Here is a 13458-nt window from a genome sequence, read left to right as displayed (position 1 = left end):
CTTCGTTGTCTGAACTGCATTTTCCTTGGATCGAGTGTTCGATTCTCGCTCCACTACTCGGAGCAGTGTGGCTGCAACTCCGCAGCAATAGTGAACGCGCGCTGCGTGACACGGTTGTCGTGTGCGTCGTGACCTTGTTGCTCACCATCGGTGAACTGGTCGACTTCACCTGGGTCGGGGCATTTGAGGCTCACGATCACTGGCCCTTCCTGAGTTGGATCTTTCCGCCGGATGTGTTTGTGATTGATGAGCTGAGCGCGTTCCAGCTGCCGTTGGCCGCTTTGATTTTCATGGTCATTGTGCTATCAACGCTTCGCACCAAAGCGCCCCGGTTCTCGTTGGAACTGGCGTTGATCTCTGAGTCGTTGGTGTTGGCGACCTTCAGCTGTCGTGCGTCATGGGCATTGATCGCATTGCTGATTGCATCCACCATTCCGCCATTGCTAGAGTTGAGAAGGCGGCAACGATGCTCGCGAATTTATTGTCTGCACATGGGATTGTTCGCGGGACTGCTCATTGTCGGCTACGGAGGACTGACGTTGGTGGACGCGAGTTCGTCGGCCATCCTGATTCCGGGTGCGTTGCTAACAGCCGCCGGTTTGCTTCGCAGTGGCATCTTCCCGTTGCACTTGTGGATGACGGATCTGTTTGACAAGGCAACCTTTGGCACTGCGATTTTGCAAACGACTCCTTTGGTGGGCGCGTACGCCGTGATGCGTTTAGTTTTGCCGATTGCTCCTTCCTGGGCATTGCAAAGTATCGCTGTGTTGTCGTTGTTCACGGCTGTCTATGCCGGAGCAATGGCGTTGGTGCAGTCGGATGCCCGGCGAATGTTTTGTTTCTTGCTGCTATCGCAGTCCTCGTTGATTCTGGTTGGATTGGAATTGGTCACACCCATTGGTTTGACGGGTGCACTGAGTTTGTGGTTGTCAGTGGCGATGTCGTTGACCGGGTTTGGGATCACGCTGCGATGCATCGAGGCCAGAATCTCGCGGTTCTCTCTGGACGAGTTCCATGGTCTTTATCCACAGATGCCGATGTTGGCAGGTTTTTTCTTGTTGACCGGACTCGCTTCGATCGGTTTTCCGGCGACTGTCGGGTTCGTGGGAATGGAGCTCCTGATCGAAGGCGCGGTGGAGGTCTATCCGTTCGTTGGAACGATGGTGGTGATCGCGACAGCCTTGTGCGGAATCGCAGTTCTGCTCGCGTACTTTCGCGTTTTCACCGGCAGAGAAAATCGAACTTTGATCTCGATGCGAGCCCGCCCCGCGGAGCGATTCGCGATCTTGCTTTTGACGGTCTTGTTGCTCGGCGGTGGCTTGTACCCACAACCCGGCATTTCGTCTCGCTATCACGCGGCGAAAGAGCTCACGCGTTTGCGTCACGACGCGTCGATTGAAGACGTGCCGGTCGAACCCACGCCGCACCCGCACGCAGCGGCAGCGGCAAACATACCTGACTGAAGTCTTGTTAGACTTTGGAACGACGGCCGAACGGCATGCATCCGGCGGTCAACGTTCCACCATCAGGCAATTGAAATTGAACCAGCGTGTTTTCCTTTGGAGTCTGACATCGTCCTTGGCGGGTTTTCTGTTCGGCTTTGACACAGTTGTCATATCCGGAGCGGAGAAAGCCATTCAAGGATTGTGGGCACTGGGTGACTTTCAACACGGACTCGCGTTGAGCGCCGCCTTGTGGGGAACCGTCATCGGCTCTCTGGTCGGCGGTTGGCCGACTGACAAATTCGGACGCAAAACGACATTGCTCTGGATCGGAATTTTGTACTTGGTATCGGCCATCTGGTCAGGTTTGGCGACCGACGTTTTCTCGTTCATGATCGCCCGATTCATCGGCGGTGTGGGTGTCGGAATTTCGACCGTCGCTGCTCCGCTGTTCATCTCTGAAATCTCGCCACCCGAACAACGCGGAACGCTGACGGGGTTGTTTCAATTCAACATCGTCTTCGGAATCCTGATCGCATTCGCATCGAACTATCTGATTGGTTCTTATGGAACCGAAAACGCGTGGCGATGGATGTTGGCGGTGGAATCGATCCCCGCTTTGATATTCACTGCCTTGTGTTTCCAATTGCCATCCAGTCCTCGATGGTTGATCGCTGTCAAGAAAGACATTGCGGCTGGAACCTCCGTCTTGAAACGACTTCGTCCAGAAGCATCTGATGCTGAAATCCAACAAACGGTTGATGAGATCGTCGCCTCTGTTCGTGCCGAGTCGGATCTGACTCCCGCCGAGCCGTTTTGGAGCCGGCGATTGTTCACGCCAATTTCAATCGCATTCTTGGTTGCCTTCTTCAATCAGCTTTCTGGGATCAATGCGATTCTGTACTTCTCACCGCGAATTTTTGAGTTGGCAGGAATGGGCGAGCAGACCGCTTTGCTGAAATCGATTGGAATCGGCGTGACCAACCTGATCTTCACGTTCGTTGGTTTGTATCTGATCGACCGATTGGGCCGTCGCACGTTGTTGTTGATCGGATCAGCGGGTTACATCCTATCGCTCGGAACGTGCGCGTACGCGTTTCAATCGGAAACATTCAGCATCGTTCCGGTGTGCATCTTCGCCTTCATCGCGGCGCACGCGATGGGGCAGGGGGCCGTGATTTGGGTGCTGATTTCAGAAGTCTTTCCCAACGAGCATCGTGCCGCGGGGCAGTCGCTGGGCAGCTTCACGCACTGGATTTTCGCGGCGCTGCTGACGTTGGTTTTCCCAAGCGTCGTCGACGCTTTTCATCCCGCGGCAATCTTTGGGTTCTTCTGCTTCATGATGGTCCTGCAAGGAATTTGGGTCATCACGATGCTGCCAGAAACCAAAGGTATCTCTTTGGAACAGATGGAAGCGAAACTCGGTATTCGCAACTGAATTAGTTCAGGCAATGTGAACGTTGATCGCAGGCCGAACGACCGTTTCAATTTTGCATTGATTGCGTCCGCCTTTCTTGGCGGCATACAAAGCCGAGTCGGCACGTCGGAAGGCAGATCGTTTGTTATCCGACGAAAGAACGCATGTGCCACCAATGCTGACAGTCACACTGATGCCTTCGCGTTGGAAATCCAGTGCTTCGATTGCTCGGCGATGTCGCTGTTGAAGCTTCCCAAGTTCGTCGACGGTCGTGTCCGCAAAGATGATCGCGAACTCTTCGCCGCCGATTCGAGCCACCAAATCGCCTGGCCGGCATCTGTCGCGTAGCTCATTACCGACCTGACAAATGACCTCGTCACCCAAGTCATGTCCACCTGAATCATTGATCAACTTAAAGTTATCGATGTCGACGATGGCAACGCAGAACGGTGTACCGCCTTGGGAAAGCATCTCCAAACGGCGTCTGAATTCAATATCACATCGACGACGATTCGCGATACCAGTCATCGAATCCAGCAGCGAAGCCTCTTGGAGCTCCAACATCTGTCGCTGTCTCAAGATTGCATGAATCGTCAGACGAGTCAGCAAGTGATCCTTCAAGTCATTCTTTGACAAGAAGTCTTGCGCCCCCGCTTCGATCGCGGCGAACCCCGTTTCGACCCGATCGTCTCCAGTTTGAACCACGATCGGAATGGAGGTGACTTTCTCGCGGATCGAGCGAATGGATTGCAGTCCATCGCTGTCCGGCAATCCCAAGTCCAACAGGACGACGTCAAATTCAGTCTCATCAATCATCTCGAGCGCTTCGCCTAGCGACGACGCTCGTTCAATCTGGGCTTGGATGACCGTCGAACGTTGAAACACCCGTGTGATGAACATTGCGTCCAAATCGTTGTCTTCGACCAACAACAAACGAAGTGATTCAATAGGCATGAGTTTGGATCGTTGCATGAAATGAGTGCCGGCATTCAATAGTACGCTCAAACCTAGGACACGATCGGGACCGAGACGCGAACTACCCCAGCAAACTCAGGAATTGATCGACTTCAGCCGAATCCGTGCAAAAAGAGGTCACGAGTCGATACATCCCGTGCCCCTCGGGTGGGTCGGTCGTCGAATCGTTCGGTGTCGGCCAAGGATAGAAACGAGCGCCGGCGGCTTGCAGGCTTTCCGCTCGCGATTTTTCCATCACCACGAATACTTCGTTGGTTTCGTTTTGCCAGGCAAGGTTTGCGGCAGAAGATTTCTCAATCCCATCGGCCAATCGAGAAGCCATGTCATTCGCGTGACGAGCCAAACCGAGCCAAAGATCGTCGTCGAGATAGGCATGGAACTGAGCGGCAATGAATCGTGTTTTCGAAAACAACTGCGCCGCTCGTTTTCGGATGAACGGCATTTGTTTGGCAAGCTCCGGGCGAAAAAAAATGATGGCTTCAGCACACCAGCAACCATTTTTTGTTCCGCCAAAAGACAACACGTCCACTCCTGCCTTCCAAGTCATCTCCGCAGGCGTCAGGTCCAAATGAACAAGTGCATTCGCGAAACGGGCCCCGTCCATATGCAGCGGCAAATTGTGCTCATGGACAATTCCACTGATCTCTTTCAGCTGATCGACGTTGTAGACCGTGCCCACCTCGGTCGCCTGCGTGATGCTGACCGCCATCGGTTGTCCGTGATGAACAAAGTTTGGATCGAAGCGGTTCAGCAGCTTTTGCAAAGACCGCGGGTTGATTCGCCCGAGGTCACCTGAGACAGGCGCCAATCGGGCTCCCGATGTAAAGAATTCGGGAGCACCGCATTCATCTTCAATCAGGTGCGCATCTCGGTGGCAGAGCACAAAGCCACCCGGTCGGTTCACGGCGGACAGGGCCAACGAATTTGCGGCGGTGCCGGTACCGACAAAAAAGACTTCCAATTCGGTCTCGAACAACTCATTGAAGCGTTGTTCGAGTCTCTTGTCCAAGTCACTCGTCCCGTAGGCGGGTGACATACCCTTCGCGTGGCGACTCAAGGATTCGGCAATTGGATCGGCGGCACCGGCCCAATTGTCACTCGCAAAAAACATAAACCGATACCTCGAGAAAATTCAACACATTAGAGAACCATTATCCCGCCACTCGGTGCATCGTATCGCTTTCTTGTGCCAACAAATAGTAGAACGTGACGCGACATTTTGCCTTGTCACCTTTCATGATGTTGCTGACCTTTTGGATGGCCGCATCAGCTTCTTCGGAAGTCAAATCCAAGTTCACCGAGCAGTAACCTCGCTTGATACCGGCGAGCTCATCCGGGTCGGTTGCCGCGACGGTTGCCGAGTCACGGTTTGCCAAAGCCAAACGCAGATGGTTGGCCAAGGATTCCACCGCGTCTTCGCTTGGATTGGGGACGTACTTCTTTACATTTGCCAAGTATTTTTCGATGTCCATCGGTCTTTACTTCGTAATAAAAAGGAGCGGAAGCGACCACCCGTTTGTAGTGGACTGCGATCGACAAAACAACCTTGCAAGCGATCTCTGTTAATTCCGCAACCACTGAACTAGATTGTTCGCTCCTATCACCCCCTAGAGGAGTCCCAACACCATGCAAGTGTGTAGATTACGCAGGTTTCGTCCATTGCAATTCGTCTTTGCGTTCGCAATGACGGTCGCTTGTTGCGTCACCACCGCAGCCCAAAAACCCGACGCTGTGTTCACGGAAACAGACGGGTTTGTCAAAGTCGAAGCGGAAGACTTCGCATCGCAATCCAACACCGACAAGCGAGCCTTCTATCTGACGACCGCCGAGTCGACTCCTTCGGTCAAACCTGATGGCGATCCCGCTCATGCCGCCGAAGCCAGTGGCGGTGCCTACTTAGAAATTCTTCCGGACACGCGTCGCACGCATGCCGACAAATTGATTCGCGGCACGAACTTCTCACCCGAAGCCGGGAAGATGGCCGTGCTGACTTACCGCGTGAAGGTGCAGACCCCCGGTCGTTACTACGTTTGGGTGCGAGCCTACTCCACCGGCAGCGAAGACAACGGACTGCATGTTGGCATCGATGGGACTTGGCCCGATTCCGGACAACGCCTGCAATGGTGCCAGGGCAAGCACTCGTGGTACTGGGACAGCAAGCAACGCACGGAAGCACAGCACTGCGGCGAGCCCGGCAAGATCTTCCTCGACATTCATGAGCCAGGCGAACACAAGATTCATTTCTCGATGCGAGAAGACGGGTTCGAGTTCGACCAATGGTTGATGACCACCGACAGCAACTTCCAACGACCTCCGGCCAGCAAGTCCAACAAACCGAAAGCGGCCGCCACCGCACAAACTCTTTCGCTTCCTGCAAAGGAGTTTGAATTCAAGAGTGGTGGCTACTACTTGGACCAAGGCAAATGGTTGGCGATCAATCCAGATCGCAACAAGTCGGCTGCCGCACAAAAGGTGTTTCCTTTCCCCAGCGGTCGCTACGACATCACGTTGAAAGCCGTGGGTGAGAACGACGGGCAATCGACCTACACCGTTGCCGCTGACAAAGAGTCGATTGGTACTTTCACTTGCCCGATGGCGGACCAAACCTTCGCCGAAGGAAAACAGTTCCACAAAACCTTCGCCAACGTTCAGATCACCGAAGGGGCTGAACTCGAAGTCACCTCCAAGATCGCATCGGCGGACGGAAAAGAATACAGCCGAGCACGATGGGGTGAATTGACCTTCACCCCCGCCAATGACGCAACAGCCAAGGCCGCGGCCAAATTCGCGAAAGAGAACAAGCACGTTGTCGCGAAAACTTCGGCTAAGTCTGACTCGAAAGATCGCACCGGTAGCCCCACCAAACCGGTCAGCGATCAGCCTTTGCAGATGCCTCGCGAAAAAGACGGCGACGGCAGCGTTCAGGTGACGGGTCAAAAACGCATGTGGCACAAAATCACGCTGACACTCAATGGCCCGTACGCTCACGAGCAAGACAACGCTCCGAATCCATACTTGGACCATCGGATGGAAATCGAGTTCAAACATGAGAGCGGCAAGCAATATTTGGTGCCGGGATACTTCGCCGCTGATGGCGATGCTGCCAATTCATCGGCGGAATCGGGCACCCAGTGGCGAGCTCATTTCGCCCCTGATGAAACGGGAAGCTGGACCTACACCGTTCGCTTCGCAACCGGAAAGAACGCCGCGATCGATCGTGACGCATCTGCCGAAGCAGTCGCTCCGTTCGACGGCAAGTCTGGCACGTTTGCCGTTGCCAAGACCAACAAGTCCGGGCGAGATTTGCGTGCTCATGGTCGACTGACCTATGTCAACAAACCGTACCTGCAATTCGCGGGCAGTGGGCAGTACTTCCTCAAGGCAGGTGCTGACGCCCCGGAAACCTTGTTGGGCTACGCCGAATTCGATGGAACCGTCGCTGGCAAGCCCGGCAAAGTTCCATTGAAGAAGTACGCACCACACATTGGTGATTGGCGCCGTGGCGATCCAACTTGGAAAGATGGCCAAGGCAAAGGCTTGATCGGTGCGGTCAACTACCTTTCGTCCAAGGGTTGCAACGCGTTTTCATTCCTGACCTACAACGCGGGCGGCGACGGCGACAACGTCTGGCCTTTCATCCAACGTGATGACAAGCTGCACTATGACTGCAGCAAACTGGACCAGTGGGGCATCGTCTTTGACCATGGAACCCAAAACGGCATGTACCTGCACTTCAAGTTGCAGGAGACCGAGAACGATGACCATCGACAAGGCCAGAAGGCCAACGGCTACAAACCCGAATCGCTCGATGGTGGCAAACTCGGGTCACAGCGCAAGTTGTACTTGCGAGAAATCATTGCCCGTTTCGGTCACAACCTCGCGTTGAATTGGAACCTTTCGGAAGAGACCACTCAGACCACGGACGAACACCTCGCGATGTTGAATTACATCGAAGAGATGGATCCTTATGGTCACAACCGCGTCTTGCACACTTACCCCGGTGAGCAGGACAAGAAGTACGATCCGTTGCTTGGTGACAAATCCAACCTGACGGGTGTGTCGCTGCAAAACAGCCACATCAAAGACACTCACTGGCAAACGGTGAAGTGGAGCGAGAAAGCCCGCGAGGCTGGCAAGCCTTGGGTTGTCGCGTTTGATGAATCTGGATCGGCCGCTCACGGTCAGTGCCCTGACCTTGGCTACCGCGGCTACGACGGTCATGACAAGACAGGCAAAATGACCTACACCCAGCACGAAGTCCGCAAGCAAACCTTGTGGGGTAACTTCATGGGCGGTGGTGGCGGAGTCGAATATTACTTCGGCTACCAATACGAAGAGAACGATCTTGGCTGCGAAGATTGGCGAAGTCGTGACCAAAGCTGGGATGCATGCCGGGTCGCGATCGAGTTCTTCCAAAACAACTCGGTTCCCTTCTGGGACATGATCAACGCGGATGAGTTGGTCGGCAATGACAAGCACGACAACTCAAAGTATTGCTTGGCAAAAACCGGCGAAGCGTACGTGGTTTACCTGCCCAACGGCGGCTCCACCTCGATCGACCTGAGTGATGCGGACGGGGAGTTCCAAGTGCAGTGGTACAACGCTCGCATCGGTGGTGACCTGCAATCGGGTTCCGTCAAAACGGTCTCGGGCGGCGGTACCGTTGAGATCGGAAATCCACCGGCCGATGCCGATCAAGATTGGGCGGTGCTGCTACGAAAGTAGTTCACCTCGCACCTTGAACGATTCGAATGGCCCGGCGCAACTGCGTCGCGGCCATTTTTTTTTCGCGGTCATCGAACCCAATCAGCAACGTCAAGATCGGCTCTTCCGCGGCAACAAGCGTAGGGGAAGACGAGGGAAGATCCGCCAGGTCCACGGCGATCGATTCGGCTCGCAATTGCCTTTGAATCTGTTCGACGTCCACCGAGACATCACGATTGGCAAACACGATCCGCTTGATCCACTGAGCAGAATTTTTCGCGAGGGGCAACGGATCATGGTTTGATTGGCAATCCATCAGGTCCATCTGATCGTGCCCATCGATGGCATCCAGATGCATTCGCATCAAGGAATGACCGGGATCCAATTTGCCCACCTCGGTGGCCCAACGTTCGATCACTTCACACGACGCACTCGGGCGAGCGTTCAGTTCCAACAACCACCATCGACCCATCGCATCACGAATGAAGTCCAGGTTGAACAGTCCGCGAAGCGAGAACTGCTGAGCGACGCGTTCACATAAAGCTTGAAGAGATCGCCACGGCACATCGCCCGAGCCGGAGTCTCCGAACGCAAAAACCGGCCCGCGAGACCCCGAGTGAATGAAGGGTCGGTCACCGGACCGGCGATGCATCCCGAGAGTCATCCCGAGCATGCGTGTCCGGTTGGCTCCCGCGATGGCCACCAATCCATAGGAACGGCCGTGGACCCTTTGCTGCAACCATCCGTCATCGGGCTCCGAGACCGAATCGTTCGCTGGCGACACTCGGCGAATTCCCATTCCTCCGGTGGAGTTGGTTTGCTTCCAAAGCCAGCGGTCGGACCGTCCTCTTTTCTCTGTTTCGAACTCGGCCATAGGAATGCCGTCACCAGTCGCTCCCGCCAAGCAACATCGCCCGGCAGAGCACTGATAGGTGATCGGAAACGTCACCGGGAATTCTCCGCAATCCGATTCAGCGGTCAATTCGTGGACGATTGACTGCAGGCGGCTCCATTCCTCCCATGGATTTCCCACGCCGGCGACTTGCAGTCCACCCACGCGGATCACTCTCGCGTCGTACATTTTCGCGACCGAATCGATTTGTCCGGAAAGATTTCCTTGGGGTTCTTTGACCATCTGGAATCGATGGAATTGGTCGCAAACCATTCGGGTGTCGAAATCACCAAACCAATCCAGGCCAATGATCCGCGAATTCGGCAGGCCACGCCGCAGCGATTGGGCCGCCCAGCGGACAGACGCCCCCACCAGCAGAATCGCGGGGCGGTTTTCACCGTCGCGGGGGTTTGTTACCGTTTCGAGCCTGCCCGACCCACCCATCGCCATTGGTGTGTTCATCCTGCGTGTGGGGTAAGGACCATGTGTTCCCACCGGTAACTCTTTGGGCGTTTGTTTCCCCTCTCAAAGGCATCTTGTCATGCAATTCCACATTGGTGAATCCCTCGTCGGTGACGGCAACGAAATTTCTCACATCGATCTGATGATCGGCAGCAAGGACGGACCAGTTGGCGCCGCGTTCGCGAACGCTTTGGCCAACCAAAGCGAAGGTCACACCAACCTGTTGGCAGTGCTCGAGCCCAACGTGGCCGTGAAGCCCTCGACCGTGATGGTGACCAAGGTCACGATCAAAGGCATGAAGCAAGCCGTGCAAATGTTCGGCCCTGCTCAAGCCGCCGTTGCACAAGCGGTTGCTGACGCCGTCAGCGAAGGCATCATTCCAAAGGATCAGTGCGAAGATCTGGTTTGTGTCTGCGGTGTGTTCATCCACCCAGCTGCTGAAGACGACGAAAAGATCTACAAGTACAACTACGAAGCCACCAAGGACGCGCTGAAGTCGGCAATGCAAGGCAAGCCAACTGCAGACGACATGCTGGCCAAGAAGGACACCGCTGCTCACCCATTCAAGGGTTTCTGAGCCAACGCTTTTGTCCAAAGCAAATGACGAACAAGCTTCGGGTGAGAGCCCGGAGCTTTTCTTTTGCCTTCAACGAACCTTCTCTTACCGACAGCGGTTGCGACAATGCCAAAGAAAATCCTCTTTCAGTTGGACGTGGATCCTCATCCCAGTTCGTTTGACGCAGTGGTTGCGGTGGACGCGGGAGTCGACCAATTACTGCAGTACGGCAGCGTGCAGACCGATTCAGTGGAATCACTTGTCCACGGGGCCATGTTCACTCGAGGCGGCGACGACCTGAAGAACACAGCTCTGTTCATCGGCGGCAACGATGTTGTGAAAGCGGAAGCGATTTTTCGCGGCGTTCAAAAGGCATTCTTTGGTCCCGTTCGGGTCTCAGTGATGTTGGACGCTTCGGGATGCAACACCACTGCCGCGGCAGCAGTGGTCTCCGCATCCAAACACGTGACACTCGATGGAAGCACGGCGGTCGTCCTCGGTGGCACCGGCCCGGTTGGCAGACGTGTCGCTCAAATGCTGGCTCGGCAAAACGCCAATGTGCTTCTGACCAGTCGTTCGCTCAACCGAGCCGAGACCGCCTGCAAAGAGATCGGCGCACAGGTCACCTCCGGCAATCTCGAAGCCGCCGCACCTGAAAGCCAAGAAGGCCTGAAGACATTGCTCGAACGAGCGGACGTGATCATCGCCTGCGGAGCAGCAGGCGTGGAACTGGTTTCCAAGGAGCTCATCCACGGCCTCTCGAAGCTGAGGGTCGCCATTGACCTCAACGCAGTGCCACCTGCAGGACTCGGAGGAGTGGAAGCGTTCGACAAAGCCAAACCGCTGCATGAAGGCACCGAAGACGGCCCAGTGGCATACGGACCGATCGGCGTGGGCGGACTGAAAATGCGAACTCACAAGGCCGCGATTGCAAAACTCTTCACATCAAACTCACTCGCGCTGGATGCAGATGAAATCTACGACCTCACGATGGAACAGATGAATCGTTGAGTGCCGATTGCTTGGACCAGGAAACACTCGGGCGAAAATTCGGTTTGGCAAACCCATGGTGACGCACCGGGCGGCTCGCGCCGCTCCGCTGGGATGAACTACCTGGACACGTGTGAAAACGAAAAAAGGCGAGCCTCGAAAGACTCGCCTCTTTGTTGCGTCAACAGGTTCGTAAGAACTGTTTCTCGATGATGAACTTACAGCTCGCGAGCGAAGGTTGGATTCCAACGAACGCGGTGCGAAATGTTGCGGACGCTGGCTGGTTGGCCATACGTTCCACGACGTTTCCAATTGGCTTCTTTGTCATCCAACTGCGGCTGCTCGACTTCGTCCGAATCTTGGGAATCGAACAGATAGTCGTAACTGTCTGGCAGATCGCTGTTGGAATCTGGTTCAGGTGCACCGATTTCGACCTTGCCCATCGTTGAGCTGGGTTCGGAATCACCTGACTGGTAGGGAGCATCCAGTTCCGGTTCATCCGATTCCAAAACGGGCCGTGAACGGATCACCGTGCCAGGCTCGGTGATGATCGACGATCCAGAATAGCTCGAGGAATAAGGAGCCGACTCGACAATTGGACGAAACGACGAGTAACCATTGGAGATTGCCGGGCTGAATGGATCGGCATAGGACAATGGCACACGCTCGACCACGGTCCGTGGAACCATTTGATGAACTTGATACGTTTGGTATCGCGGAACCGAAACCGGTCGGCGAACGACTTGCACGACTTCTTCTTGTTCGTAGTACTTCACTGTGATCGGTTCGCGACGAGTCTTGTAGACCACACGACTGGTTTGCACAGGCACTTTGCGAACCACTTCTTCGGCGACCCAACGTTTGCTCTGCACGGGCACTTTCCGAGTGGACGTTTCCGTCACAGGACGCTGCACGATGTAGGGCACTTTCCGCACAGTGGTTTGCGGAACCATTTTCGTCGTTTGAACAGGGACGTTCTGCGTGACCATTTCGGTCTGCATTCGCTGAACAGTCACGGGCACGTTTTGAGTCACCATTTCCGACTGCATCCGAGTCACTTGAATCGGACGTTGGACTTGCTGAACCTCAGGCATGTACTGCGTCTGAGCAATCTGTTGATTGACGTAGTTCGGACGATAGACCATTTGAGTCTGAACTTGTGGCGGCGTGACCACGGGAACCGTGGTCGCGGCACCACGTGGGTACGCCAACAATCCGAGTGGTCCCGGTTTGTAATAGGCCCGCGGATTCCAACCCAAACCGTACTGCAACTGGCCCGGCGTGACGGTCGTTTGCGGCACGTAGCCACCCGCGTCGACGGTTTGCTGTTGAACGGTAGTGACAGGTCGGTAGGAAGTGACCTGCTGCGTTTGCATCTGAGTTTCAGTCACAGGTCGCTGGACCATGTACTGTTTTTGGACCATCTGCGTTTCAGTGACCGGGCGTTGCACCTGGTACTGCTTTTGATACATCTGCGTTTCGGTCACGGGGCGATATGTCGTGACACGTTCTTCGCGTTCAGCGGTCTCGTTGACGTAGCGAGTCTGCGTGACTGTTTCGTCTCGGTACGAGGTCTCGGTCACCGGTTTGTAGATCGTGTAACGCTCTTCTCGATACGCGGTTTCGGTGACCGTTTCGGGAACAGTGACTTCGCGTTCTTCGACACGAGTCTTCAGAATCGGTCGATAGCTTTTGACCTCTTCTTCAACGTACTGAGTTTCGTACGTCAAACGTGTTCGCTCGACCAATTCCGGTTGCATGATCGTTTGAGACTGCAAGCGATACTGCGGTGTGAAACAGCATGCGTCCTGAGCCGATGCGGTCCCGGCAGCCAGCAAGCAAGCAAGCGCCGAGAGCTTGGCAAATTTCGATGACAGAACAGTGTGATTCATGCGTTCATTCAAACAGAGGTCTTTGAGGCGAAGGCCGATACGAGTCGAAACGGTCATGGTGGCGTGTCTCAAAAAGGAAAACCCGGGTCGCGACACCCAACGTCTCGATCAGTCGAGGAACAGGTGTA

The 13458-nt window shown here is 55.0% G+C and carries 10 protein-coding genes; 5 read left to right on the top strand and 5 right to left on the bottom strand.

Features of this window, described 5'->3' with window-relative positions; translation table 11 throughout:
- Window positions 1-5: 5 nt before the first annotated feature.
- Window positions 6-1463 (top strand): proton-conducting transporter transmembrane domain-containing protein, encoded by a 1458-nt coding sequence (locus CEE69_RS23970; RefSeq protein ID WP_233215576.1) that lies wholly within the window; start codon window positions 6-8, stop codon window positions 1461-1463.
- Window positions 1456-2880, top strand: a complete 1425-nt coding sequence (locus tag CEE69_RS23965) for a sugar porter family MFS transporter (protein ID WP_261341360.1) — start codon at window positions 1456-1458, stop codon at window positions 2878-2880. Before CEE69_RS23970 ends, CEE69_RS23965 begins: the two co-directional genes overlap by 8 nt.
- A gap of 6 nt (window positions 2881-2886) precedes the next feature.
- Here the strand turns inward: CEE69_RS23965 and CEE69_RS23960 are convergent, their stop codons facing one another.
- From CEE69_RS23960 to CEE69_RS23950, 3 genes are all read right to left on the bottom strand, one after another.
- Entirely contained in the window at window positions 2887-3813 is a 927-nt protein-coding gene (locus CEE69_RS23960; protein ID WP_099263180.1) for a GGDEF domain-containing protein, read from the bottom strand.
- 82 nt (window positions 3814-3895) lie between these two features.
- A complete protein-coding gene (locus tag CEE69_RS23955) occupies window positions 3896-4945 on the bottom strand; it encodes a threonine aldolase family protein (RefSeq protein ID WP_099263137.1) in 1050 nt (349 codons plus the stop codon).
- 40 nt (window positions 4946-4985) lie between these two features.
- Entirely contained in the window at window positions 4986-5306 is a 321-nt protein-coding gene (locus CEE69_RS23950; RefSeq protein ID WP_099263136.1) for a DUF2853 family protein, read from the bottom strand.
- Window positions 5307-5517: 211 nt separating this feature from the next.
- Here CEE69_RS23950 and CEE69_RS23945 point away from each other — a divergent pair, with 211 nt between their 5' ends.
- Window positions 5518-8559 carry a DUF5060 domain-containing protein gene (locus tag CEE69_RS23945; RefSeq protein WP_233215574.1) on the top strand — a complete coding sequence of 1014 codons (3042 nt, stop codon included), beginning with the start codon at window positions 5518-5520 and terminating at the stop codon, window positions 8557-8559.
- Between the two features lies 1 nt (window position 8560).
- Here CEE69_RS23945 and CEE69_RS23940 read toward each other — a convergent pair whose 3' ends face one another.
- Complete coding sequence (locus CEE69_RS23940; protein ID WP_099263135.1) at window positions 8561-9892, bottom strand: ATP-grasp domain-containing protein; 1332 nt, start codon at window positions 9890-9892, stop codon at window positions 8561-8563.
- A 79-nt stretch (window positions 9893-9971) separates the two neighbouring features.
- On the opposite strand from CEE69_RS23940, the gene fae reads away from it, so the two are divergent.
- A complete protein-coding gene (gene fae / locus CEE69_RS23935; protein ID WP_099263134.1) occupies window positions 9972-10469 on the top strand; it encodes a formaldehyde-activating enzyme in 498 nt (165 codons plus the stop codon).
- 105 nt (window positions 10470-10574) lie between these two features.
- A complete protein-coding gene (locus CEE69_RS23930; RefSeq protein ID WP_099263133.1) occupies window positions 10575-11459 on the top strand; it encodes an NADP-dependent methylenetetrahydromethanopterin/methylenetetrahydrofolate dehydrogenase in 885 nt (294 codons plus the stop codon).
- Between the two features lie 197 nt (window positions 11460-11656).
- Here CEE69_RS23930 and CEE69_RS23925 read toward each other — a convergent pair whose 3' ends face one another.
- Window positions 11657-13387 (bottom strand): hypothetical protein, encoded by a 1731-nt coding sequence (locus CEE69_RS23925; protein WP_099263132.1) that lies wholly within the window; start codon window positions 13385-13387, stop codon window positions 11657-11659.
- Window positions 13388-13458: the final 71 nt, after the last annotated feature.

It is taken from the genome of Rhodopirellula bahusiensis (assembly GCF_002727185.1).
GTDB classification, from domain to species: domain Bacteria; phylum Planctomycetota; class Planctomycetia; order Pirellulales; family Pirellulaceae; genus Rhodopirellula; species Rhodopirellula bahusiensis.
This window is presented reverse-complemented; position numbering and strand designations above follow the sequence as displayed.

Bases quoted from the DNA above. Each gene is read 5' to 3' on its own strand.
- CEE69_RS23930 (WP_099263133.1), top strand. From the start codon at position 10,575: ATGCCAAAGAAAATCCTCTTTCAGTTGGACGTGGATCCTCATCCCAGT.
- CEE69_RS23945 (WP_233215574.1), top strand. From the start codon at position 5,518: ATGACGGTCGCTTGTTGCGTCACCACCGCAGCCCAAAAACCCGACGCT.
- CEE69_RS23960 (WP_099263180.1), bottom strand. From the start codon at position 3,813: ATGCCTATTGAATCACTTCGTTTGTTGTTGGTCGAAGACAACGATTTG.
- CEE69_RS23940 (WP_099263135.1), bottom strand. From the start codon at position 9,892: ATGAACACACCAATGGCGATGGGTGGGTCGGGCAGGCTCGAAACGGTA.
- CEE69_RS23950 (WP_099263136.1), bottom strand. From the start codon at position 5,306: ATGGACATCGAAAAATACTTGGCAAATGTAAAGAAGTACGTCCCCAAT.
- CEE69_RS23955 (WP_099263137.1), bottom strand. From the start codon at position 4,945: ATGTTTTTTGCGAGTGACAATTGGGCCGGTGCCGCCGATCCAATTGCC.
- CEE69_RS23925 (WP_099263132.1), bottom strand. From the start codon at position 13,387: ATGACCGTTTCGACTCGTATCGGCCTTCGCCTCAAAGACCTCTGTTTG.
- fae (WP_099263134.1), top strand. From the start codon at position 9,972: ATGCAATTCCACATTGGTGAATCCCTCGTCGGTGACGGCAACGAAATT.